Origin of the sequence: Nonomuraea indica (assembly GCF_002850745.1) — a bacterium.
Taxonomy (GTDB): Bacteria; Actinomycetota; Actinomycetes; order Streptosporangiales; family Streptosporangiaceae; genus Nonomuraea; species Nonomuraea indica.
The window spans coordinates 312,109-334,881 of sequence record NZ_KZ559471.1; the positions used below are offsets into that span (position 1 = coordinate 312,109).

Genomic DNA, 22,773 nt, shown 5'->3' on the forward strand with positions numbered 1-22,773 from the left:
GCGGCGGCGGGCCTGCCGCGGCCTCACCGCGACGGTGCCCGCTCCTCGTCCGCGACGCCGTAGGCGGTCGCCCGGAACAGGAAGGACGCCCAGGAACGGTAGGGCCGCCACGCCTCGGCCAGCCTGCGGTACGCGGCCGGCGGCGTGTCCCGCGGCAGGCCGTACGCCTCGCGCAGGATCGCGAACAGGCGCGGCTCGTCACCCGGGAACGCGTCGGGCGCGCCCGCGCCCCTGATCAGGATCAGCCCGGCCGAGAACGGTCCCACGCCGGGCAGGGCCCGCAGCTCGGCCAGCGCCTCCTCCGGGGCGAGCGCGCGCAGATGCTCGGTGGTGAGCACGCCGTCGAGCGCCGCGCGGGCCAGCCCGCGCAGCCACTCCTCCTTCTGGGCGGGCAGGCCGAGGCCGCCGGCCTCGACGAGCGTCACGGGCGGGGGGAAGGCCGGGTACTCCCGTCCGTCCACGGTGACTCTCGCGCCGTACCGTTCCGCGATGCGCTGCTTGATCCGCGAGGCGACGAGCATGGACGAGCGCTGCACGATCACCGCCCAGCACGCCGCCTCCCACGGGCTCCAGAAGCACACCGGCCGCAGGCCGGGGTTGTGCCGCTGCAGCTCCCCGAGCACCGGGTCGGCCTCGCCGAGCGAGGCGAAACCGGAGCCGTCCACGTCGAGGGAGAGGACGCGCGCCACCTCGCCCCGGACGCCCGGCCCCGCCGGCCGCGTCGTGGCGACGGCGACGCCGCCCGGTGCGGCGGTCACGGTCACGCCGATCGGCAGCCAGTCGGACTCCGCGCAGTAGGCGAAGCGCAGCGCCCGCCCGTCGAAGGGCAGCGCGCTGGTGGCGGGCCAGTCCGCCACGAACCGCAACGCGGCGCCGAAGTCGAACGGGCCCTCGGCGTCGATCACGAACCGGTGCGTCGTCATGCGCTCGCCACGTCGACGGCGGCGGCTCCGCGGCCCTCGCCGCCCGGCCCGGCGCGCCCGCTCTCCGGCGCGGCGACCCGGCTCTCCAGGTCGGCCGAATGTTCCTCGATGCTGCTCACGTCCCGCACGTTACCGCCGAACCGGCGTTGCGGGCGCCGGCCGCCGAGGGCGTTGCCGGATGCCGGAAAGCAACCCGCGCGCACGCTGCCGGGACACGCCCCTGACAGCGCCCCGCGCGAACGTCACCATGGCGGCATGACAGCAGTGGTGCAGGCCGAAGGGCTGACCAAGTACTACGGCAGGCGCCGGGGGCTGGAGGACCTCACCCTCGACATCCGGGCGGGCGAGATCTTCGGTTACCTCGGGCCGAACGGCGCCGGCAAGACCACGACCATCAGGCTCATGCTCGACGTGATCAGGCCCACCCGCGGCCAGGTGCGCGTCCTCGGCGTGGACGCCCGGCAGGCGGCGGTCCGGTCCAGGATCGGCTACCTGCCGGGCGAGCTGGTGCTCGACGGCCGCGAACGGGCCCGCGATCATCTCGCGTTCCTGGCCCGGCAGCGGGGCGGCGTGCCGCCGGGCCGTGTCGAGGCGCTGGCCGAACGGCTGGACGCCGACCTGTCGGTGCCGATGCGCAAGCTCTCCAAGGGCAACAAGCAGAAGATCGGGCTGATCCAGGCGTTCATGCACGAGCCCGAGCTCCTCATCCTGGACGAGCCGACCGGTGGCCTGGACCCGCTGGTGCAGCAGGAGTTCCTGGCCATGGTGCGCGAGGTGCGCGCCGCCGGCCGTACGGTGCTGATGTCCTCGCACGTGCTCGCCGAGGTCGAGCACGTCTCCGACCGGGTCGGCATCGTCCGCGCCGGCCGGCTGGTCGCCGTGGAGAACGTGGCCACGCTGAGGGAGCGGGCCGTGCGGACGGTGGAGTTCCACTTCGACGCGCCCGTGCCGCGTGAGGCGTTCGAGGGGCTGCCCGGGGTGCGCGACCTGCGCGTCGAGGGCGCCAGCGTCCGATGCACGATCGACGGCCGGCCGGACCCGCTGGTCAAGGCCGCCGCCCGGTTCACCGTCGTGCACATGGTGAGCGCCGAGCCGGACCTTGAGGAGATCTTCCTCACCTACTACAGCGAGGAGGGCAGGGACCATGATCTTCAAGTCTCTGCGTGACCAGCGGCGGCCGCTCATCGGATGGACGCTGGGCCTGAGCGTCTTCTTCGTCCTGTACGTCGGCGTGGTGTACCCGAGCATCGCCGAGGACCCGGCCACCTACAGCGCGCAGGCCGTGGCCAAGTATCCCGGCGCGCTCAGAGACCTGATGGGCGGTCTCCAGGACTTCGCCACCGCGCCGGGCTACCTGCAGTCGGTGGTCTACCAGCTCCTCCTGCCCGCCCTGTTCATCGTCTGCGCGATGGGGCTGGCCGGTCGGTCGCTCGCCGGGCCGGAGGAGTCGGGCACGCTGGAGCTGATCGTCACGCTGCCGATCACGCGCCGCATGCTGGTCGTCCAGCTCTTCGCCGCCCTGGCGCTCGGCCTGCTCGCCGTGGCCGCCGTGACGTTGCTGGTCGCCTGGGCCGTCGCGTGGAGCGCCGGGATGGACGTGGGCTTCGACCGGATCCTCGCCGCGCACACCGGCGTCTACCTGCTGGCGCTGCTGTTCGGCACGGTGACGCTGGCGGTCGGCGCCGCCACCGGCCGCCGGGCCGTCGCCACCGCGACGGTCGGGGCGTGGGCGGTGCTCGGCTACATGGTCGTCACGGTCGGCAAGAACGTGGACGCCGTGTCGTGGCTCAGGTGGGTCTCGCCGTTCCACTACTACGCCGAGGGCAGGCCCCTCTACCAGGGGTTTCCGGCCGGCGACTATCTTGTGCTGGCAGGGGCGGCGGCCGTGCTGGCGCTCACCGCGGTCCTCGCGTTCGACAGGCGTGATGTGGGAGTGTGATGGCGACTTCGCGGGTGGCCGGCGAGTCGCCGGACGAGTCGCCCGGTGAGTGGGCCGGTGAGTTGCCTGCCGGGTTGCTGGGCGGGCACTTACAGGTGCTGGCCGCGGCCGCCGTCACCGGCCGGCTGCCGGACCGGCCGGCGCTCGACGCCTACCACGAGGTGGGGGAGCGGGCCGCCCGGCTCGGCGTGCCGCTGCGCGCGCTGGTCGACGCGTCGCTGGCCGCCGCAGAGGGGACGGACGTGCCGTCCGCCGTCATGGCCGCGCTGCGCAGGGCGGTCTCCGCGCTGATGGAGGGCTACGAACGGGCCCAGCTCGCCGCGCTGCGCGAGGAGGAGGCCGCTCGCAGGGAGTTCGTGGACGACCTGCTGCAGGGCCGGGCCGAACGGCTGGCCGAGCGGGCCGAGCACTTCGGGCTGCGGCTCGCCGAGTCGTACCTGGTGGCCGTCGCCCGCGGGCTCAGGGACGGCGAGCAGGGCCGCATCGAGCGCGATTTGACCGCCCGGTTCGGGTCGCACAACGTGCTCGTCGCCGTCCGTGACGGCCTGCTCGTCTGCGTCGCGCCGGCCACGTTGCCCGCGGCGGTCGGGGAGTTCACCCATCACGTGCGCACCCGCTTCGCGCCCGGCTGGCGGGTGGGCGTCGGACGGCCGCAGCGCGGACCCGGCGGGGTCGTCGCCTCCTACCGGGAGGCGGCCGGCGCGCTCGACCTGGCCGACCGGCTCGGACTGGCCGCCGAGGTGGTCAAGGCCGCCGACCTGCTGGTGTTCCCCGTCCTGCTGCGGGACAGAAGTGCCATGGAGGACCTGGTGACCAGCGTGCTCAGCCCGCTGCTGGGCTCGCGCGGCGGGCACGAGCCGCTCCTGGAGACCCTGGAGGCGGTCTTCGCCGCGCAGGGCAACCAGACGGCCGCCGCCCGCCGCCTGGGCATCAGCGCCCGCGCCGTCACCTACCGCCTCGAACGCGTCCGCCGCCTGACCGGCTTCTCGCCGGACGACCCGACACAGCGGTTCACCCTGCAGACCGCCGTGCTGGGCGCCCGCCTGCTCGACTGGCCGTGGCCCTGACGCCGGCTCGGCCCTGACGCCGGCCTGGGAATGCCGCCGGGCCAGGACGGACGCCTACGCCTACACCGCCCTGCCGCCGTCCACCGCCAGTCGCAGGCCGAACCCGACGATCACGACGCCGGTGAGCCGGTCCAGCGCGCGCCGTACCGGGGCCGCCCGCAGCACGCCGCTCATCAGCGTGGCGAAGCCGATGAGCACCGCGCTCCACACCAGCCCCTCGGCCACGTGCACCCCCGCCAGCAGCAGCCCCATGGCCGCGTGCGGCGCGTCCTCCGGGATGAACTGCGGCAGTATGGCCACGTAGAACGCGCCGACCTTGGGGTTGAGCAGGTTCGTCACCAGCCCGCGCCGGAACCCGGTGCGGAACCCGGCCTCCTGCCCGCCGCCGTCGCCGTCGTGCCGCTCCTTGGCGAGCAGCATCCGCGCCCCCATCCACACCAGGTAGGCCGCTCCGGCCCAGCGCAGCACGTCGTAGGCGAGCTGGGAGGCGGCCAGCAGCGCGGACAGGCCGACGGCGGCCAGCAGCCCCCACAGCAGCGTCCCCGCCTGGATGCCCAGCACCACGCCCCAGGCCGGGCGCCGCCCGGCCAGCAGCGACGTGCGCAGGATGAGCGCCGTGTCCAGACCTGGGGTGAGTGTCAGCAAAGCCACGACTGCGGCGAACGACCCGACCGATGCTGCGATGTCCATGACGACGAACCTAGCCGGGAGCCACCGGCCGCGTCATGGGCAGGTCACGGGAGGAGCAGCAGTTTGCCGGTGGTGCGGCGGGCGGCCAGGTCCTCGTGGGCCTGCGCGGCCTGTGCCATCGGGTAGCGGTGCGACACATTGACGCGCAGCCGCCCCTCGGCGATCCAGCCGAACAGGTCGGACGCCCGCTGCAGCAGCTCGCCCCGGTCGGCGATGTAGTGCGCCAGGGTCGGCCGGGTCAGGAACAGCGAACCCTCCTTGTTGAGCCGCTGCGGGTCGACGGGCGGCACGGGCCCGCTGGCCGCGCCGTACAGCGCCATGAGGCCGCGCGGCCGCAGCGCCTGCAGCCCCCCGTCGAAGGTGGCGGCGCCGACGCCGTCGTAGACGACGTGCATCCGCCCGCGCAGCGCCTCGGCGAAGTCGTCGTAGCGCAGCACCTCGTCGGCGCCGGCGGCGCGTGCCAGCTTCTCCTTCTCGTCGCTCGACACCGTGGCGAACACCCTGGCGCCCCTCAGCTTGGCGAGCTGGACCAGGAGCTGTCCCATGCCCCCGGCGCCGGCGTGCACCAGCACGTTGTCGCCCTCCCGCACCGGGTAGGTGGAGTGGGTGAGGTAGTGGGCGGTCATGCCCTGGAGCATCGTGGCGGCGGCCAGCTCGGCGGACACGTCGCCGGGCACGGGCACCAGCCGGCCGGCGGGGACGACCGCCTTCTCGGCGTAGCTGCCGAGCACGCCGGCCCACGCCACGGTGTCGCCCACCGCGACGTCCGTCACACCCGGCCCCACGGCGGACACCACTCCCGCGCCCTCGGACCCGATGGGGCTGGGCAGAGGGAGCGGATACGCCCCGGAACGGTGGTAGATGTCGATGAAGTTGACCCCGCTCGCCGCTACGTCGACCACGACCTCGCCGTCACCCGGCACCGGGTCCGGATGCTCGGCGTGTACGAGGACCTCTGGGCCGCCGTGGGCGGCGATGACTATGGCACGCATGCCTCTAGTCAACTCCCGCGCCCCGCCGCGGATTCCACCGGGTGGCCGCCGTCCGTCACCCGGACGGCGGGACCGCGACGCGGGCGAGGCCGCCCGCCTCCAGGGCCACCCACAGGGCCCCGTCCGGGCCGACCGTGAGGCCGTGCGGCTCGGCGGCGGACGAGCCGGGCACAGCGGGCAGGTCGAACTCCTCGACGGCGCCGTCCAGGGTGATCCGGCCGAGCCGGCCGGCGCCCCACTCGGTGAACCAGAGGGCGTCGTCGGGCCCGGCCACGATGGCGTGCGGCCGGCACGAGCGGTCGGGCAGCGGATACTCGGTGACCTTGCCGTCGGTGCCGATCCGCCCGACCTGGCCGGCGCCGATCTCGACGAACCACAGCGCCCCGTCGGGCCCGGCCGTGATGCCGACCGGGGCGGCGCCCTCGGTGGGGAGCGGATGGACGGTCACCACGCCGTCCGCCGAGACCCTGCCGATGGCGTGGGCCTGGTTGAGCGTGAACCACATGGCGCCGTCGGACCCGGCCGCGATGGTGGACGGCATGCCGCCCGGGGCCGGCACGTCGTACTCCGTGATCGTGCCGTCGGCGTCGATCCGCCCGACCCTGCCGGCCTGCAGCCGGGTGAACCACATCGCCCCGCCGGGGCCGGTGGCGAGCCCGTACGGTCCTCCCACCTCGTACGAGGTGACCTCGAACGGGGCGCCGGGCGCATCGGACAGGGTGATCCGCCCGATGCGGCCGCCCTGGAACTCGGTGAACCACATCGCCCCGTCGGCACCCGCCACGATGACGGTCGGGCCGCCGTCGGCCGGGGTGAGCTGGTGGACCGCCGGGGCCCGGCCCGGCTCCATCCGGCCGATCCGGCCCTGGTGCACGAGGGTGAACCACAGGGCTCCGTCGGGGCCGGTGGCGACGCCGTACGGCGCTCCGTCGGGGATTCGGGTCAGCAAAGGTGTCCTCCAGACATCTCGATCCGCGTCCCCCTGAAGCGCTGCCGCAGGGCGCGGTCGTGCGTGACGACGACGATCGCGCCAGGGAAGCGGTCGAGGGCCTGCTCCAGATCCTCGGCCAGGTCAAGGGAGAGGTGGTTGGTGGGTTCGTCGAGCAGGAGCAGGTCGCACGGGGTGGCGAGCAGCCGGGCCAGCGCGAGCCTGCGCCGCTGGCCCTCGGAAAGCGCGCCGACGCGCAGGTCGAGCGTCTCCGGCCGGAACAGTCCGGTGGCCAGCAGCGCGGCCCGCCGCTCGTCGGGATGGCCCTGGCCGTAGGCGTCGAGGACCGTCAGGCGGGGGTCGAACTCGCTGTCCTGCTCCAGGTGGCCCACCCGGCAGCGGGCGCGTTCGGCGATGGCGCGGAGCAGCGTGGACTTGCCCGCGCCGTTGGCTCCGTGGACGAGCAGCCGCTCGCCCGCCGTGATCGTGAGCGAGTCCACCCGGAGCCGGTCGCCGACGCGGACGTCACGCAGCTCCGCCAGCACCCGGCCGGTCGTCGCGCCCGTGGGGGGCGGCCCGTCACGGCGCGGGTCTGTGGCGGGCGGCCCGTCACGGTGCGGGTCTGTGGCGGGCGGCCCGTCAGGGTGCGCGTCGGTGGCTTCCGCGTGGCATCGGGCGACCCGTGCCAGGGCGCCGGGCGGCTGCGCGGCGCGGCCCGGTGCGGAGCGGGCGTGTCCCGGTGCGCGGCCGGGGGTGGAGCGGGCTCCGCCCGGTGTACGCGCGTGGGCGGCCGGCGGGGCGGCCTCGAAGGAGCCGTGGAAGCGGAGCGGCCGGGGCGGCGGCAGGACCGGGTCGGCCTCCAGGCGCCGCAGACGCTCCTGGGCGTTGCGGACGCGGCTGGAGATCGAGCTCTGCACCCGGCCGGCGTCGCGGTCGTAGGCCATTTTGTTGTTGTCGCGCATCTCCCGGCCCGCCGCGACCCGGTGCGCGGTCGTCGCGGCGCGCTCGCGGACCTGGCGGACCTCCTCGCGCCAGGCGGCGTACGCCTGCTCCTGGCGGGCCCTGGCCGCCGCCTTGGCCGCCAGGAAGCCGGAGTAGCCGCCGCCGAAGCGGGTGACCGTGCCGTCCTCGATCTCGATCACCGCGGTGACCACCTGGTCGAGGAAGATCCGGTCGTGCGACACGACGACCACCGAGCCGCGGTGGTCGCGCAGCCGCTCCTGCAGCCACGTGACGGCGGACAGGTCGAGGTGGTTGGTCGGCTCGTCCAGCAACAGCGTCTCGGGGGAGGCGGCCAGCAGGCACGCCAGGCCCAGCCGGGCCCGCTCGCCGCCGGACAGGCCGGCCAGCGTGCGGTCGCGTCCGACGTGGGACAGGCCCAAGGCGTGGAGCGCCTTGTCGACCCGGGAGTCGGCCTCGTAGCCGCCGCGCGCCTCGTAGGCGGTGAGCAGCTCGCCGTACTCCTCCAGGAGGCCGCCGGCGTCGCCGCCGGGTGCCGCCATGGCGGACTCCAGGTCGCGCAGGCGCCGCTCCATCGCCCGCAGCCCGGCGAGCGCGGCGTCGACCGCCTGCTGCACGGTGTGCTCCGGCGGCAGGTCGAGGGTCTGGCCTAGGTGGCCCACGTCGCCACCTGTGACGGCCTGGCCGTCGTCGGGCTGCTCGACCCCGGCCAGCAGCCGGAGCAGGGTCGACTTGCCCGAGCCGTTGTCGCCCACGAGGCCGAGACGCTCGCCCGGCCGGACGGACAGGGACACGCCGGACAGCACGCGACGGTGGTCGTAGGACTTGGAGACGTGGCGGAGGCTGGTCAGAATGGAACTCCAATCGCAACTAATATAGCGTTAGTGTGCCACGGCGAGGATATAAACGCAACTGGAGTTGTCTTTGGAGACTGTGAAGCGCCCCGGCGGGCGCAGCGCGCGGGTACGCGACGCGGTGCGGCAGGCCACGCTGGCCGAGCTGGCGGAGCGCGGGTTCGGCGGCCTGACCGTCGAGAACGTCGCCGAACGGTCGGGCGTGCACAAGACCACCGTCTACCGGCGCTGGGGCAACGTCGAAGGGCTGATCGCCGACGCGCTGGAGCTGGCCCGCGAGGAGCCGTGGCCGATCCCCGACACCGGCTCGATCGAGGGCGACCTGCGGGACATCGTGCGGCTCGTCCGGACCGGCTTCGACGACCCGGAGGCGGGGCCGGTGGCGGCGGCGTTCGTGGCCGCGGCCATGCAGAGCCCCGACGCCGCGCGCTCGCTGCACGGCTTCCTCGCCGCGCGGCACGAGCAGTCGGCCCAGGTCGTGCGCAGGGCCGTCGCGCGGGGCGAGCTGCCCGAGGGCGTGGACGCGCACGAGGTGATCCGGGTGGCGATCGCGCCGGTCTACTACCGGCTCTTCGTCTCCCACGAGCCGGTCACGCAGGACGACGCCGACCGGGCGGCCGCCGCCGCCCTGACCGCCGCCCGCGCCGGGGTGCTCTGAGCCGCCGCCCCACGCGAGGGTGCTCAGAGCCGCCGGCGCGCCGGGAAGCCGCGGGCACCTCGGGGGTGCCGGCCGTGCCGGGAAGTCGCGGGCGGCGGTCAGGGTGCCGGCCGTGCCGGGAAGTCGCGGGCGGCGGGTTAGGGTGCCGGCCGGGATGCGCCCCGGCGGCGGGTCAGGGCTCCTTGGAGCCGCGCAGCTCGAAGTCGTCGAAGGTCGTCTTCATCAGCGACTCGCTGTCCTTCGGCGTGCGGGCGAACAGCCCCAGCGTGCCGTTGCCGATGCCGTTGGGGTCCTCCACCTGGTGCACCCGCTCGCCGTTGACCCACATCGTCAGCCGCACCGCGCTGCCGCCCGCCTTCTCGCACGCCGCCTCGATGCGGGCCGTGCCCGGCAGACCGGTCACCTGGACCGGCTGGGCCAGCGTGCCGCCCGACCCGTCGGAGATCCTCCGGATGCGGGCCTTGCCGGTGGTGTCGACGCCGAACTCGTAGTACGTGTCGTCCTCGGCGGCATGGCAGTAGACGCCGTACTCGCCGCTGCCGGTCACGTGCTCCACCTTGGCCGTGACGGCGATGATCACGGTCTCGGGCAGCATGGGCGTGGGCGTGGCCGACGGTTCGGGCGAGGTCGTGGGCGTGGCGGTGAGGTAGGGCAGGGGTGCCCTGGCCCAGCGCTCCTCGCTGTGCTCCTCGACGTCGAGCCCGTACGTGCCGTCGGTGCGGTAGCCGTAGCTGGCTTCCTCGTCGGTGTCGTAGGTGCCCGGCCAGCCGCCCGTGGTCTGCGTGAAGTCCTCCTGGTAGAGGACCGGCAGCTCGGGCGGGCCGCTGGGCGCGAGCAGCGCCCACGCGCCCGCGCCGAGCGCCGCCAGGGCGAGCGCGCCGGCGGCCAGGCCCGCGACGAGCCGTCCCCGCTTCCCGCGCGTCGCGAACGGCGGCGCGCCGGTGAACGGCGTCGTCGCCTGCTGCCAGGCCACCTGGACGGTGTGGGCCGCCTGCTCGGGCTGCGCGGACCGGCCCACCAGGTGGTCGAGCAGCTGCTGGGCGGTCGGCCGGGTGGCCGGGTCCTTGCGCAGCGCGGAGACGACGAGCTCCCGCAGCCCCGGCTCGACGGCGCTCAGGTCGGGCTCGGTGTTGAGCACCTGGTAGACGATCGCGGGCAGCGTGCCGCCGCCGAACGGCGCCTGCCCGCTGGCGGCGAACGCGACCAGGCATCCCCACGAGAACACGTCGCACGCGGGCGAGACCGGCTCCCCGCGCAGCACCTCGGGCGCCATGTAGCGGGGGGTGCCGATGAGCTCGCCGGTGCCGGTGACCCCGCCGAGCGTGTCGAGCGCCCGCGCGATGCCGAAGTCGATCACCCGCGGGCCGACGGGCGACAGCAGTACGTTGGACGGTTTGAGGTCGCGGTGCACCACCCCGGCCCCGTGGATGGCGGTCAGCGCGGTGGCCACGCTGACGGCCAGGGCGTCCAGGCTCGACCCGGTCAGCGGGCCCGACTGCTCGACGGCCTGCTCCAGGTTGGGGCCGGGCACGTACTCCGTGACGACGTAGAGCTGGTCGCCGTCGAGAGCGGCCTCCAGCACCGCGGCGGTGCAGAACCTGCGCACCCTGCCGGCGGCGTCCGCCTCCCGCCGGAAGCGCATGCGGAACTGCTCGTGCTGGCTGAGCTCCGGGTTGATCACCTTGACGGCGACACGTTGCCCGGCGGGGTCCTCGGCGAGATGGACCGTGCCCATCCCGCCTCGCCCCAGCACGCTCAGCAGCCGGTAGCGCCCGATGTGCGAGGATTCACCGCTCACGGCGGGTTAGCTTACCGACAACGTGTCGGGTACGGGCAGGCCCGACACGGGAACGGCGATGACGAGCCCGCCCCCGGCGGGACTGTGCGGCGCCCGCGGGCAGGCGGTCCGGGCGCGTCCGGGGCATCACCGCGGCGTGCGCGGGTAGCCGCACGGGAGGGCGAACGACTTGCGTTCCGAGCCCTGAGAACATATGTTCGATACACAAGCGCCCGCCTTCCCCCGGGCGGCTCAGCACAGGCACGAGAGCCGCGGGGAGAAGCATCTTGAGCAGACTCTATGGCGACCCGATCGAGGTGTGGACCAGGGACGGGGAGCCCTCCCAGTTCGTCTGGCGCGACCGCCTCTACCTCGTGCGCCGCGTCCTCGACCACTGGGTGGTGGCGCGCGAGTGGTGGAAGACCGGGGACGGTGACCCCGGCGAGCGCCGGTTCTGGCGGGTCGAGGCCGCCCCGGGGCGGCTGGTCGGCTCGTACGAGCTGAGGTTCGACACCTCCAGCGGCGGCTGGCTGCTCATGAGGGCGTGGGACTGATGGCCCCGTTCCCGCACCTCAACGTGTGCTCCGCCTACTCGATGCGCTACGGCACCGCCTTCCCGCAGGCGCTGGCGCGGCGGGCGGCCGACGACGGGATGGACATCCTGGCCCTCACCGATCGTGACGGCCTGTACGGAGCGGTCAAGCACGCCCAGGCGTGCGCGGACGCCGGGATCGCCCCCGTCTTCGGCGTCGACCTCGCGCTGGCCGGCGCCGAGGACGGTGCCCGCCCCGAGCGTGACGACATGCTGCCCGGCTTCACCGCGCTGGAGTCCCGCCCCCGCAGGCCACGGCCGCGCACCGGGCCCGACGCCGAGCACCGGGTCACGGTGCTGGCCCGCTCGCACGGCTGGTCCCGCCTGGCACGCCTGGTCACGGCCGCCCACCACGCGGGCGAGCGCGGCGCGCCGCGGGTGACCCGCGAGCTGGTCGCCGCGCACGACGCCCCCGGCTCCGGCGGGCTGGTGGTGCTGCTCGGCCCGCGCTCCGACGTGGGCCGGGCGGTGGCCGAACGCCGCGACGAGCACGCCAGGGCGCTGCTCGGCCGCTGGCGTTCCCTGGTGCCCGGCGTGGTGGTCGAGCTGGTCGACCAGTACGGCTACCGCGACGCCACCAACGCCGCCCACATGCTCGGCCTGGCCGAGTCGCTCGGCGTGCCCGCCGTGCTCACCAACGCCGTCCGCCACCTCGACCCGGCCGACCATCAGGTGGGCGACGTGCTCGACGCGGCCCGCCAGCTCGTCCCGCTGCACCCGCGCCACCTCGACCGCACCACCTCCCACGCCTATCTGAAGACCTCCAAGGACATGCTGCAGGTGGCCGCCAGGATCTGCGGCGGCGACCAGAGCCGGACGGCCGCGCTGCTGCGCACCACCCGGCGCATCGCCGAGCAGTGCGTGATCGACCCCCTGGAGCTGCTCGCGCTGCGCGGCGATCCACCCGCCCTGCACCTGCCCGAGATCGGCGCCGACCCGGTGCCGCTGCTGCGCCGCCGCGTCGAGGACGGGCTGGCCGCCCGCGGCCTCGCCCGCTCCGGCGACGCCCGCGAACGCCTCCGGGCGGAGATGGACATCATCGAGCGCAAGAGCCTGTCCGGTTACTTCATCGCCGTGTCCGGCATCACCGACATGATCCGCGAGATGGGCATCCGGTGCGCGATCCGCGGCTCCGGGGCGGGCAGCCTGGTCACCTACCTGCTCGGCATCGGCGAGGTGAACCCCCTCCACCACGGCCTGCTCATGGAGCGCTTCCTGTCGGAGGGCCGCGTCGGGCTGCCCGACATCGACGTCGACGTGGAGTCCGCGCGCCGGCTCGACTGCTACAAGGCCATCTTCGAGCGCTACGGCGAGGAGCGCGTGGCCTGCGTGTCGATGATGGAGACCTACCGGGCGCGCAGCGCCATCCGCGACGTGGCCGGCGCCATGGGGCTGCCGCCGCACGAGATCGACGCCATCGCCAAGGCGTTCCCGCACATCAGGGCCCGGCAGATCACCGCGTCGCTGAGCGACCTGCCGGAGCTGCGCGACAGCAGGCTCGGCGAGGCGGGGCTCGATCGGGTGTTCCGGCTGGCCGAGAAGCTCGACGGGCTGCCCCGGCACATCGCGCTCCACCCCTGCGGGGTGCTGATCGGCAACGCCACCCTGCGCGACCGCACCCCGGTGGAGCGCAGCCTGCTGGAGTTCCCGATGTCGCAGTTCGACAAGGACGACGTGGAGGAGGCGGGACTGCTCAAGCTCGACGTGCTGGGCGTGCGGATGCAGTCGGCCATGGCCTACACGCTGAGCGAGATCAAGCGGGTGGACGACGTCGTGGTCGCGCTGGACGAGCAGGGCGGCGACGACCCGGCCGTCCAGTACGTGCCCCGCGACGACCGGGACACCTACGACATGATCTGCGCCGGCCGCACGCTCGGGTGCTTCCAGATCGAGTCGCCCGGCCAGCGCGAGCTCGTCTCCAAGCTGGAGCCCCGCACGATGCACGACCTCATCGTGGACATCTCCCTGTTCCGGCCCGGCCCGGTCAACTCCGACATGATCACCCCCTACCTGGAGGCCAGGCACGGCTGGCGCGAGCCGCGCTACCCGCACCGGCGGCTGCACGCCGCGCTGAAGGAGACCCACGGCGTCGTCGTCTTCCACGAGCAGGTGCTCAGGGTCATCGAGGTGATGACGGGCCGCGACCTGTCGTTCGCCGAGATGCTGCGGCGCTCCCTCGGCACGCCCGAGGGCCGGGAGCTGGTACGCCGGACGTTCGTGCCGCTGGCCAGGGCCAACGGGTTCGACGACGCCACCGTGGAGCGGGCCTGGGAGGTGCTCGACGCGTTCGGCGGGTTCGGGTTCTGCAAGGCGCACGCCGCGGCGTTCGCGCTGCCCACCTACCAGTCGGCCTGGCTGAAGCGGCACCACGCGGCGGCGTTCTTCGCCGGGGTGCTCACGCACGAGCCCGGCATGTACCCCCAGCGGGTCATCATCGACGAGGCCCGGCAGTGCGGGGTGACCATCCTGCCGCTCGACGTCAACAGATCGGGCAAGGACTGGCAGGTCGAGCGGCTCGGGCCGCGTCCCCCGGTCCGGATCGGCGTCCCCGCCGGGGCGCTGGCGGATCCGGGGGAGGGGCCGGAGCCGGGAGAGGAGACCGAGCACGGAGAGGAGACGCAGGGAGAGGGGACGGGCCCGGAAGGGGGGACGGGTCCGGGGGAGGGCGCCGGTCCGGTGCGGCGGCGCGCGTTCCGGCCCGAGGAGCTGGGCCGGGGCTACGCGCTGCGGGTGCCGTTCTCGGCGGTCAAAGGGGTGAGCGAGGCCGAGGTCGAGCGCATGGTCGCGGGGCGGCCGTACACGTCGCTCGCCGACTTCTGGGACCGTGCCCGCCCGTCCCGGCCGACCGCCGAGCGGATCGTCCAGGTGGGCGGGCTGGACGCGCTGCACGACCTCCACCCGGGCGGCCCGCGCTGGCGTCCCGGCCGGCTGACCCGCCGCGACCTGGTGGCCCAGGTGGGCGCCCTCGAACGCACCTCGACCTCGGGCATCAGCACCGCCCGGCGGTCCAGGCGCTACGCCGCGCCACCCACCGGACCCGACCCGGCCGCCCTCGCCCCGGCCAGCACCGATCCGGCCCGCACCGATCCGGGCACCGGTCCCGCCCGCACCGATCCCGTCCGGCCCGCCGGGGAGCCGCCGGCGGTGCAGCTCCCTCTGGGGTTCGGCGAGCACATCCCGCCCGGCGAGCTGCCCGAGATGACCGAGGCCGAGATGGTCGAGGCCGAGCTGGAGATCCTCGGCATCGACGTCAGCCGCCATGTCATCACCTTCCACGCCGAGCTGCTCGACGCCGTCGGCGTGGTCCGGGCCAAGGACCTGCAGGCCCAGCGCAACGGTGCCGAGGTGCTGGTCGCCGGGGTCAAGGTGGCCACCCAGACGCCGGCCGTACGGTCCGGTCAGCGGATCATCTTCACCACCCTCGACGACTCGACGGGGCCCGTCGACCTGACGTTCTTCGAGTCGGTGCAGGGCAGGTGCGCGGCGACGGTGTTCGGGGCGTGGCTCATGGTGGCGCGGGGCGTGGTGCGGCGCACCGGCGTCCGGGCGGTCACGCTGCGCGCGCTCGACTGCTGGGACCTGGCCGCGCTCGACCGGCTGTGGCGGTCGGCCGGCATCGAGGCGGTGCGGGAGGTCCTCGCCCGGCCCTCCGGCGAGCAGGTGGCCGGCGGCGTCGGCGGGCGGCCGATCGAGTACGCCAACGGCTTCCGGCTCTCGCCCTACTCCGACCTGGGCCCGGCCGTCTCCGCCCCGCCGCGCAGACTGTGGCACTCCAGCCCCGGCAGCTCCGGCCCCACGGCCGCCTGACCGTGCCGTGCCTGACCGTGCCGTGCCTGACCGTGCCGTGCCTGGCCGCGCCGTGCCTGGCTGCGCCGTGCCTGCGGTGCCGCCGTGTCCGCGGAGTGGCGTGCCGGGGTCTCGTCGTGAGGCGGCCGCGTGGGCCTGACCGGGCTCAGCCGGCCTGGCCGATCGGCGCCGACTCGGGGGCCGGCGGGATCTGGGCCGAGCGGGGCACGACGTGCAGCTCGGCGCCGTGCGAGCACTGGACCCGGGTGACGGTCCGTACGGTCGCCGCGCACAGCACGGCCGACACCGCGAACGCGACCAGCTCCGGCACCCCCGCCCCCGTGAGGCCGCCCGAGGAGTCGAGCGGCAGCCTCACCACGACCAGCGCCAGCATGACCAGCCAGCTCACCCACCAGGCGGCCAGCAGCGCGCGCCAGCGGTCACGGTGTTCGAGCGGCGGCCGGGCGGCCCGCCACACCTGGTCGAGCAGCAGCGCCGGCGCCAGCAGGTTGACGCCGGGCACCATCCAGGCCAGCACGACCGGGCGGGGCGAGGCGGTGCGGTCGTTGGCCTGCCGGGCACGGACGAGCCAGGTGGTGTAGGCGGCCGCCGAGGCGATCGTGGTGCCGGCGAGCAGCATGATGAGCACGGCGAACAGCGTCACGGCGCCGACGACCGCCTCGGCGTCGGCCCCGCTGGGCCGGCCGCCGAACGCGGCGAGCTGCTCGGCCAGCCGGTCGGCGCGGGTCAGCTCGAACAGCACGAGCGCGCCCAGGGAGAGGACCTGCGCGGTGAGCGTCACGTAGACGGCGGTGGCGGCTTTGGTGGGCGGCGGCTGGGCATAGCGCACGTTGTTCTCCCCCCTGGGCCATGCGCTGGTCACTGCTTAACTTCTATCCCGCCGACCTCGTTGTTAATCAGCTCACCACGCCGGATTCCCACGCCCAAGCTGCGATTTCGACGCGATTGCGGACACGGAGCTTCGCCTGGATGCTCCCGAGGTGCGTCTTCACCGTGGACAGCGAGACGAACAGCTCGGCCGCCACCTCCTGGTTGGTGCGCCCCCTGGCCACCAGGCGCACCACGTCCAGCTCCCGGTCGGTCAGCGGGTCGTTCGGCGTGCTCGCGACGCGCCGCGGCTTGGCCAGGTGCTGCAGCAGCCGCACGGTCACCGACGGCGACACCAGCGCCTCGCCGTCCGCCGCCGCCTTGACCGCCTCGATGAGCAGCGTCGGCCCGCTGTCCTTGAGCAGGAAGCCGGTGGCCCCGGCCCGCAGCGCGCCGTAGACGTACTCGTCGAGGTCGAACGTGGTGACGATGACCACCCGCAGCGGACTCTCGACGCCGGGACCCGCCAGCAGCCGCGTCACCTCCAGCCCGTCGAGCTTGGGCATGCGGATGTCGAGCAGGCACACGTCGGGCCGCAGCCGCCTGGCCTCGGCCACGGCCTCGGCGCCGTCGGCGACGGCCGCCACGACCTCCATGTCGGGCTGCGCGTCCAGGATCATCTGGAAGCCGGTGCGGACGAGTTCCTGGTCGTCGGCGATGAGCACGCGAATAGTCACGGCCCCAACTCTAGGATCGGCCGTTCGGCCGAGGCGCAACCGGAGACAACCGGACGCACGACCGATCCGCCGCCCCTGGCCGCGCCGCGAGACTCGCCGGCATGAACGACGTGCTCGCTGGACGGGCTTTGACCAAGAGATTCGGCCAGACGGTCGCCCTGAGCGGTGTGGACATCGCCATCCGGGCCGGCGAGGCCGTGGCGATCATGGGGCCGAGCGGCTCCGGCAAGTCGACGCTGCTCCACTGCCTCGCCGGCATCATGAAGCCCGACTCGGGAGAGGTGCACCTGCTCGGCTCGCGCATCGACGCCATGCGCGAGCGCCAGCGCAGCGCCCTGCGCCGCACCCGGTTCGGCTTCGTCTTCCAGTTCGGCCAGCTCCTGCCTGAGCTGCCCGCCGAGGAGAACGTGGCGCTGCCGCTCATGCTGGGTGGCGTCGCCCGGGGCGAGGCCGTGCGGCAGGCGCGGGAGTGGTTCGGCCCGCTCGGGCTCGGCGGCATGGAGGGCAGGCGGCCGGGCGAGCTGTCCGGCGGGCAGGCGCAGCGGGTCGCCATCGCGCGGGCGCTGGTCACCAAGCCCGCCGTGGTCTTCGCCGACGAGCCGACCGGCGCGCTCGACCAGACGACGGGCCACGACACGATGCGGCTGCTCGTGGAGGCCACCAAGCACAACGGCGCCTCCCTCATCGTGGTCACCCACGACCCGGGCGTGGCCCGCTGGTGCGACCGGACGGTGGAGGTCCGTGACGGACGGCTGCTCACCGCCGGGATGGCGGCATGAACCTCGGACTGGCCTGGCGGCTGCTGAAGGGCGGCGGGCGCAAGGGCATGCTCGGCACCTGGCTCACGCTGGGCGCCGTGGCGGTGTCCACGGCGCTGCTGCTGTTCGCGGTCGCCGCCAACTTCGCCTTCGCCGCCCGCGCCGACCGCAGCGCGTGGCGCAACCCGGTCGCGGCGACGGCCCAGCCGGCGGGTGCCGAGGGCGCGGCCGTGGCGGTGGAGGCCAGGCGGTACGACTACGTGCGCGGCGAGCAGATCACGGTCGTGGACCTGGCCGCGCTCGGCGCCGGGGCGCCCGCCCCGCCGGGGATGCCGCGCTTCCCCGCGCCGGGCGAGGCGTGGTTCTCACCGGCCCTGCGGGAGCTGGTCGGCGAGCTGCCCGCCAACCAGCTCGCGCGGCGCTACCCGCGGCCGGCCGGCGTGCTCGGCGACGAGGCGCTGGTCCACCCGGACGAGCTGGTCGCCGTGCTGGGCCACCGGCCGGACGCCCCCGCACTGACCGCCGAGCGCACGCGTGACTGGATCGTCGGCTCCATCCCGGTCAGGATCGCCTCCTTCGCCGGGGAGCCCACCGAGGATTCCGAGGGTTACCAGGTGCTGGCGCTCATCGCCGGCGTGCTCATGGTCGTGCCGCTGCTGGTGTTCGGGGGCGCGGCGGCCCGGCTGACCGTGGCGCGCAGGGACCAGCGGCTGGCCGCGCTGCGGCTGGTCGGCGCGACACCGGGCCAGGTGGTCGGCATGACCGTGGCCGAGGCGATGATCGTCGCGTTCGCCGGCGCGCTGGCGGGCACGGCCGCGTACGCGCTGGCCGTCCCGCTGCTGGCCCGCATCGAGATCGGGGGCGGCCCGTGGTTCGTCTCGGACCTGTGGCCGCATCCGCTCGTCCTGGCCGGGGTGATGGTGGCCGTGCCGCTGCTGGTGGGCCTGTCGGCCGTGGCGGGGCTGCGCCGGGTCGTGGTCAGCCCGCTCGGCGTGGCCAAGAGGGAGACCCCGCCCGCCCTGCGCGCCGTCAGGGTCGTCGCGCTGCTCGCGGTGCTGGCCGTCGTTCCCCTGCTCACCCAGGGCACCAGCGTGACGATCATCGTGGCGGTGATCGGGCTGGCGTTCCTGTGCGTCAACCTGGTCGGGCCGTGGGTGGTCGGCCTCATCGGCCGCATCACGGCCGCCTCGGCGCGCTCGCCGGCCCGGCTGCTGGCCGGCCGGCGGCTGGTGGACGACCCGCGCTCGGCCTGGCGCACGGTGAGCGGCGTCGCCCTGACCGGGTTCGTCGCCGGGTTCCTGGGCCTGCTGAGCCCCGGCGCGTTCACCAGCGACGCGTCCGCCGACCAGCTCCGCGTGAACGTGCCGGCGGGTCAGGTGACCGCCGTGGCCGAGCAGGCGCGGCAGCGGCTGGAGCGGGCCGGCGTGCGCGCCACGGTGAAGCCGGTCAAGGACACGGTCGTCGCCGCCCTCGGCCACGGGGCGGGGGAGGACACCGTCGACCGGGCGCGCACGGCGCTGGCCGGCATCGTGCCCGGCCGCACGCCGACGACGGAGGCCGACGAGGAGCGCTTCGGCGTCCAGATCTTCGCAGACATCGGCACGGGCACCATCGTGGTGCTCTCGGTGTCCTTCCTGGTGGCCATCGCGAGCGCGGGCATCACCGCCGCCTCGTCGATCCTCGACCGGCGCCAGACGTACGGGCTGCTGCGGCTGGCGGGCACGCCGCTGGAGGTGCTCGACCGGGCCCGCCGGGCCGAGACGCTCGTCCCGCTGACCGTGATGGGCGGCGGCGCGATCGCGGTGGGCGCGTTCTGCGCGATGCCTTTCATGGTCATGTCGGTGAACGTGTCGGGCCTGGTGACGCTCGGGGCCTGCGTGGTGGCGGGGTTCGCCGGGGTGGTCGGCGCGGGTGCGCTGAGCCGGCCGCTGCTGCGGTCGGTGACCGCCGACCCGGCGCCGCGTCCCGACTAGCGCCCGTCAGCCCAGCACGAGGTCGCGGACGATCCTCAGCGACTCCTCGTCGCGCGGGCCCATGACCAGCAGCGACGTGACGGGGGAGGAGCGCCACAGCTCCAGGCGCTCCTTGATCCGGCCGGGCGGGCCGACGAGCGAGATGCCGTCGGCCAGCTCGTCCGGGATCGCGCGGAACGCCTCGTCCCTGCGGCCCTCCAGGTAGAGGGCCTGGATGCGCCCGGCGGCCTCGGCGTAGCCCATCCGGCCGATGATGTCGGCGTGGAAGTTGCGCTGCCGCGCCCCCATGCCGCCGATGTAGAGGGTGAGCATCATCTTGACGCCGTCGAGAGCGGCCTTGACGTCGTCGGAGATGACGACCATGACCATGGCGGCGATGTCGAAGTCCGGGCCCGCGCCCGAGAGCGCGTCACCGTACATCTCCTCGATCTTGCCGGGGAAGGCGAACAGCGGCAGCCAGCCCTGGGCGATCTCGGTGGCGAGGGCGACGTTCTTCGGCCCCTCGGCGCCGAGGTAGACGGGGATGTCCGGGCGCAGCGGATGGGTGATCAGCTTCAGCGGCTTGCCCAGGCCGCCGGGGAGGGGGAGCGGGTAGTGCGGGCCGTCGCTGGTCACGGGCTCCGCGCGCCGCCACACCTTGCGCATGATCTCGACGTACTCGCGCGTCCTGGCCAGCGGCCGGGCGAACGGCCGGCCGTACCAGCCCTCGACGACCTGCGGGCCGGAGGCGCCCACGCCGAGCAGCAGCCGGCCGCCCGTGAGATGGTCGAGCGTCATCGCGGTCATCGCGGTCGCGGCGGGGGTCCGGGCCGACAGTTGGGCGACCGATGTGCCAAGCTTGATGCGTGAGGTCCGCGCGCCATACCACGCGAGCGGCGTGAAGGCGTCGCTGCCGTAGGCCTCGGCGGTCCACACCGAGTCGTAGCCGAGCCGTTCGGCGGTCAGCACCGTCTCGGTGGCGTCGTCGGCGTGCCGCTGCCAGTACCCGAGATTCAAACCGAGCTTCATGGACACCTCCAGAATCTAGTTCTATTACGGCCGTGGCGGACCGGGGTGTCAATGCAAGATCGTTCGGGGAGATGAAAACCCGTGGTCAAAGGTCTTTGCCGAATCCTCAGCGTGGCGCTCCTGCTCTTGACCGCAGCCGAGCCCACGATCGCGACCGGAGAGTCCCGCGCTTCCAAGCCCAACATCATCCTGGTGCTGGCCGACGATCTCGACAGCGGACACCTGGACCGCTTCCCCAACATCACCCGCCACCTGGTGCGCGAGGGCGCCACCTTCGACCGCTTCATCGTGACGAACTCCTGGTGCTGCCCCTCTCGCGCGTCGATCCTGCGCTCGCAGTACGTGCACAGCCACCGCGTGCTGACCAACACCGCCCCCGAAGGTGGATTCGACCGCTTCTTCGCCACCGGTCTGGAACGCTCCACGCTCGGGGTGTGGATGCAGCAGGCCGGATACCGCACCGGGCTGATGGGCAAATATCTCAACCACTATCCCGGCGCCGCCGCCGCCCCCACCCACGTGCCGCCTGGCTGGAACGACTGGGCCGTGCCCGTGCGCCGGCTCTACCACGAGTACGGCTACCGGCTCAACGAGAACGGCAGCCTCGTCGACTACGGCTGGGCGGAGGACGACTACCTCTCCGACGTGCTGGCCCGCAAGGCCGCCGACTTCATCACCACCAGCACCGGGCCGTTCTTCCTCTACCTCGCGCCGGTCGGCCCGCACAACCCGGCCAACCCGGCGGTCCGCCACATGGACGAGTTCGTCCTCGACCAGGCGCCCCGTCCGCCGTCGTTCAACCAGGCGGACGTCAGCGAGGAGCCCGCCTGGCTGCGCGAGACGCCCCCGCTGACCGACGGCCAGATCGCCCGCGTCGACGAGCGCTTCCGCTCCCGGATGCGTTCCATGCTCGGCGTGGACGACCTGGTCGGCACCGTGGTCGACACCCTGGCGCGGACCGGCAAACTCGACGACACCTATGTGGTCTTCGCCTCCGACAACGGTTTCCACCTCGGCACCCACCGGCTCAAGCAGGGCAAGACGACCCCGTTCGAGGAGGCCATCAAGGTGCCGTTCGTGGTGCGCGGGCCGGGCGTCCGGCCGGGCTCGGTCGTCAGCGACCTGGCCTCGACGGTCGACATCGCCCCGACGTTCACCGAGCTGGGCGGGGGGCAGGCGGCGGCGTTCGCCGAAGGCCGGTCGCTGGTGCCGCTGCTGCGCGGGCAGCGGCCGGCGCAGTGGCGGCGCCACGCGCTCGTCGAGTTCGCCAGGCCCCTGGACCAGGCGTCGGCCGCGCAGACACCCGTGCCGCCCTACCACGCGCTGCGCACCGAGACCCACACCTACGTCAAGTACTCCACGGGCGAGAGGCAGCTCTACGACCTGACGAACGATCCCTACCAGCTGCGCAACCTGATCCGGGTCGCCGACCCGGCGCTGGTGGCCGACCTCGACGCTCGCTTGCGGGCCATGGTCGCCTGCTCGGGAGCCACCTGCCGCGACGCCGACGCCGCCGGCGGCTGACGCCTGGCCCGACCCGCCGGGCCGGGCGTCAGACCTGCCGGGCCGGCCGTCAGCCGGGCAGGTCGGGCAGCAGCGCGGGGTAGGCGCGGGCCAGGTGGGCCGTCACCGCCCGCGTCGCCTCGCCGGGATCCCCGTCGCGCACGGCCCGCAGGATGCGCCGGTGGTCGTCCTGCAGGCCCGAGGTGTCGCCCAGCCGCACGACCGCCTCGACGGCGTACCTGCCGAGCGAGTCGCGCAGCGAGCGCATGAACGCCGCGAGCAGCCGGTTGCCCGACGCCTCGGCGAGCGCGCAGTGGAAGGCGGTGTCGTGCTCCACGAACTCCTCGGGCGAGCGCGCCCCGTCCATGCCCGTGATGGCCTCGGCCAGCCCGGCGGTGTCGGGACGGCTCGTGGCCGCCCGCGCCGCCGCCCAGCGCTCGATCATCAGGCGGGCGTCGATGACCTCGCGGGGTTCCAGCGCGGCGAGGCCCAGGTGCAGCCGCAGCAGGTCCGTCAGCGCGCTGTCGGGCCGGGACACGAGCACGGCGCCGGCGTCCGGCCCGCGCCCCACCTGCGACGACACCACGCCGAGCGTCTCCAGCACGCGCATGGCCTCGCGCACCGACGAGCGGCTCACGCCGAGCTGCTCGGCGAGCTGGCGCTCGGGCGGCAGCCGGTCGCCGGCCGTCAGCCCGTCCGCGCCGATGCGGTGCTCGATCTGGGCGAGGACGTCCTCGAACGTCCGTGTCTTCTTGACGGGGTGCCAGCCGGTCAACAGGGGTCCCCCTCTGGTGCGTTTG

Annotated in this window: 19 protein-coding genes and 2 pseudogenes; 9 read left to right on the plus strand and 12 right to left on the minus strand. The window is 74.2% G+C overall.

Annotated elements, in window-relative coordinates; all coding sequences use genetic code 11:
* Nucleotides 1–23: 23 nt before the first annotated feature.
* Together CXR44_RS18195 and CXR44_RS41700 are read right to left on the minus strand one after the other, a co-directional pair.
* Entirely contained in the window at nucleotides 24–923 is a 900-nt protein-coding gene (locus CXR44_RS18195; protein ID WP_101787250.1) for a DNA-3-methyladenine glycosylase family protein, read from the minus strand.
* Complete coding sequence (locus tag CXR44_RS41700) at nucleotides 920–1,042, minus strand: hypothetical protein (protein WP_281260282.1); 123 nt, start codon at nucleotides 1,040–1,042, stop codon at nucleotides 920–922. The genes CXR44_RS18195 and CXR44_RS41700 overlap by 4 nt, the downstream gene beginning before the upstream one ends.
* Before the next feature lie 136 nt (nucleotides 1,043–1,178).
* Here CXR44_RS41700 and CXR44_RS18200 point away from each other — a divergent pair, with 136 nt between their 5' ends.
* The 3 genes from CXR44_RS18200 to CXR44_RS18210 are packed head-to-tail and all read left to right on the plus strand — an operon-like array spanning nucleotide 1,179 to nucleotide 3,929.
* Nucleotides 1,179–2,090: an ABC transporter ATP-binding protein gene (locus CXR44_RS18200; RefSeq protein WP_101787251.1), complete on the plus strand. Its 912-nt coding sequence runs from the start codon at nucleotides 1,179–1,181 to the stop codon at nucleotides 2,088–2,090.
* Entirely contained in the window at nucleotides 2,068–2,862 is a 795-nt protein-coding gene (locus CXR44_RS18205; protein WP_101787252.1) for an ABC transporter permease subunit, read from the plus strand. Before CXR44_RS18200 ends, CXR44_RS18205 begins: the two co-directional genes overlap by 23 nt.
* Nucleotides 2,862–3,929: a PucR family transcriptional regulator gene (locus CXR44_RS18210; RefSeq protein WP_101787253.1), complete on the plus strand. Its 1,068-nt coding sequence runs from the start codon at nucleotides 2,862–2,864 to the stop codon at nucleotides 3,927–3,929. The genes CXR44_RS18205 and CXR44_RS18210 overlap by 1 nt, the downstream gene beginning before the upstream one ends.
* Nucleotides 3,930–3,989: 60 nt before the next feature.
* On the opposite strand, the gene CXR44_RS18215 is transcribed toward CXR44_RS18210, so the two are convergent.
* The 5 genes and pseudogenes from CXR44_RS18215 to CXR44_RS42195 form a co-directional block, all read right to left on the minus strand.
* Nucleotides 3,990–4,619, minus strand: a complete 630-nt coding sequence (locus tag CXR44_RS18215) for a LysE family translocator (protein ID WP_101787254.1) — start codon at nucleotides 4,617–4,619, stop codon at nucleotides 3,990–3,992.
* Between the two features lie 44 nt (nucleotides 4,620–4,663).
* Nucleotides 4,664–5,611, minus strand: coding sequence for a quinone oxidoreductase family protein (locus CXR44_RS18220; RefSeq protein WP_101787255.1), 948 nt, complete (start codon nucleotides 5,609–5,611; stop codon nucleotides 4,664–4,666).
* 55 nt (nucleotides 5,612–5,666) lie between these two features.
* Nucleotides 5,667–6,560, minus strand: a complete 894-nt coding sequence (locus tag CXR44_RS18225; protein ID WP_342748561.1) for a Vgb family protein — start codon at nucleotides 6,558–6,560, stop codon at nucleotides 5,667–5,669.
* Nucleotides 6,554–7,087: pseudogene (locus CXR44_RS42190) on the minus strand (ATP-binding cassette domain-containing protein); the annotation flags it as partial. The gene CXR44_RS18225 and the pseudogene CXR44_RS42190, both read right to left, overlap by 7 nt.
* 408 nt (nucleotides 7,088–7,495) lie before the next feature.
* A pseudogene (locus tag CXR44_RS42195) lies at nucleotides 7,496–8,305 on the minus strand (ATP-binding cassette domain-containing protein); the annotation flags it as partial.
* A gap of 112 nt (nucleotides 8,306–8,417) precedes the next feature.
* Here CXR44_RS42195 and CXR44_RS18235 point away from each other — a divergent pair.
* Nucleotides 8,418–9,011 carry a TetR/AcrR family transcriptional regulator gene (locus CXR44_RS18235; RefSeq protein ID WP_219601864.1) on the plus strand — a complete coding sequence of 198 codons (594 nt, stop codon included), beginning with the start codon at nucleotides 8,418–8,420 and terminating at the stop codon, nucleotides 9,009–9,011.
* Between the two features lie 172 nt (nucleotides 9,012–9,183).
* Here CXR44_RS18235 and CXR44_RS18240 read toward each other — a convergent pair whose 3' ends face one another.
* A complete protein-coding gene (locus tag CXR44_RS18240) occupies nucleotides 9,184–10,809 on the minus strand; it encodes a serine/threonine-protein kinase (RefSeq protein WP_245899247.1) in 1,626 nt (541 codons plus the stop codon).
* A 266-nt stretch (nucleotides 10,810–11,075) separates the two neighbouring features.
* Between CXR44_RS18240 and CXR44_RS18245 the strand changes: the two genes are divergently transcribed.
* Complete coding sequence (locus CXR44_RS18245; RefSeq protein WP_101787258.1) at nucleotides 11,076–11,342, plus strand: DUF6504 family protein; 267 nt, start codon at nucleotides 11,076–11,078, stop codon at nucleotides 11,340–11,342.
* A complete protein-coding gene (locus tag CXR44_RS18250; protein ID WP_101787259.1) occupies nucleotides 11,342–15,187 on the plus strand; it encodes a DNA polymerase III subunit alpha in 3,846 nt (1,281 codons plus the stop codon). Before CXR44_RS18245 ends, CXR44_RS18250 begins: the two co-directional genes overlap by 1 nt.
* 145 nt (nucleotides 15,188–15,332) lie before the next feature.
* On the opposite strand, the gene CXR44_RS18255 is transcribed toward CXR44_RS18250, so the two are convergent.
* Nucleotides 15,333–16,049 (minus strand): DUF4328 domain-containing protein, encoded by a 717-nt coding sequence (locus tag CXR44_RS18255; protein WP_101787260.1) that lies wholly within the window; start codon nucleotides 16,047–16,049, stop codon nucleotides 15,333–15,335.
* 34 nt (nucleotides 16,050–16,083) lie between these two features.
* Nucleotides 16,084–16,731 (minus strand): response regulator, encoded by a 648-nt coding sequence (locus CXR44_RS18260; RefSeq protein ID WP_101787261.1) that lies wholly within the window; start codon nucleotides 16,729–16,731, stop codon nucleotides 16,084–16,086.
* A gap of 101 nt (nucleotides 16,732–16,832) precedes the next feature.
* Between CXR44_RS18260 and CXR44_RS18265 the strand changes: the two genes are divergently transcribed.
* The gene (locus CXR44_RS18265) at nucleotides 16,833–17,510 is read left to right on the plus strand and encodes an ABC transporter ATP-binding protein (protein ID WP_101787262.1); all 678 of its coding nucleotides are present in this window, start codon (nucleotides 16,833–16,835) and stop codon (nucleotides 17,508–17,510) included.
* A complete protein-coding gene (locus tag CXR44_RS18270; RefSeq protein ID WP_101787263.1) occupies nucleotides 17,507–19,462 on the plus strand; it encodes an FtsX-like permease family protein in 1,956 nt (651 codons plus the stop codon). Before CXR44_RS18265 ends, CXR44_RS18270 begins: the two co-directional genes overlap by 4 nt.
* A 6-nt stretch (nucleotides 19,463–19,468) precedes the next feature.
* Here the strand turns inward: CXR44_RS18270 and CXR44_RS18275 are convergent, their stop codons facing one another.
* Nucleotides 19,469–20,470, minus strand: a complete 1,002-nt coding sequence (locus tag CXR44_RS18275) for an LLM class F420-dependent oxidoreductase (RefSeq protein WP_425437429.1) — start codon at nucleotides 20,468–20,470, stop codon at nucleotides 19,469–19,471.
* 111 nt (nucleotides 20,471–20,581) lie between these two features.
* On the opposite strand from CXR44_RS18275, the gene CXR44_RS18280 reads away from it, so the two are divergent.
* A complete protein-coding gene (locus CXR44_RS18280) occupies nucleotides 20,582–21,994 on the plus strand; it encodes a sulfatase family protein (RefSeq protein ID WP_245899248.1) in 1,413 nt (470 codons plus the stop codon).
* A 49-nt stretch (nucleotides 21,995–22,043) separates the two neighbouring features.
* On the opposite strand, the gene CXR44_RS18285 is transcribed toward CXR44_RS18280, so the two are convergent.
* Nucleotides 22,044–22,748 carry a FadR/GntR family transcriptional regulator gene (locus CXR44_RS18285; RefSeq protein ID WP_101787266.1) on the minus strand — a complete coding sequence of 235 codons (705 nt, stop codon included), beginning with the start codon at nucleotides 22,746–22,748 and terminating at the stop codon, nucleotides 22,044–22,046.
* Nucleotides 22,749–22,773: the final 25 nt, after the last annotated feature.

What these genes read in the sequence shown, in the direction of transcription:
- CXR44_RS18270 (WP_101787263.1), top strand. Translation starts at nt 17,507, where the DNA reads ATGAACCTCGGACTGGCCTGGCGGCTGCTGAAGGGCGGCGGGCGCAAG.
- CXR44_RS18200 (WP_101787251.1), top strand. Translation starts at nt 1,179, where the DNA reads ATGACAGCAGTGGTGCAGGCCGAAGGGCTGACCAAGTACTACGGCAGG.
- CXR44_RS18215 (WP_101787254.1), bottom strand. Translation starts at nt 4,619, where the DNA reads ATGGACATCGCAGCATCGGTCGGGTCGTTCGCCGCAGTCGTGGCTTTG.
- CXR44_RS18275 (WP_425437429.1), bottom strand. Translation starts at nt 20,470, where the DNA reads ATGAAGCTCGGTTTGAATCTCGGGTACTGGCAGCGGCACGCCGACGAC.
- CXR44_RS18250 (WP_101787259.1), top strand. Translation starts at nt 11,342, where the DNA reads ATGGCCCCGTTCCCGCACCTCAACGTGTGCTCCGCCTACTCGATGCGC.
- CXR44_RS18210 (WP_101787253.1), top strand. Translation starts at nt 2,862, where the DNA reads ATGGCGACTTCGCGGGTGGCCGGCGAGTCGCCGGACGAGTCGCCCGGT.
- CXR44_RS18220 (WP_101787255.1), bottom strand. Translation starts at nt 5,611, where the DNA reads ATGCGTGCCATAGTCATCGCCGCCCACGGCGGCCCAGAGGTCCTCGTA.
- CXR44_RS18205 (WP_101787252.1), top strand. Translation starts at nt 2,068, where the DNA reads ATGATCTTCAAGTCTCTGCGTGACCAGCGGCGGCCGCTCATCGGATGG.
- CXR44_RS18265 (WP_101787262.1), top strand. Translation starts at nt 16,833, where the DNA reads ATGAACGACGTGCTCGCTGGACGGGCTTTGACCAAGAGATTCGGCCAG.
- CXR44_RS18195 (WP_101787250.1), bottom strand. Translation starts at nt 923, where the DNA reads ATGACGACGCACCGGTTCGTGATCGACGCCGAGGGCCCGTTCGACTTC.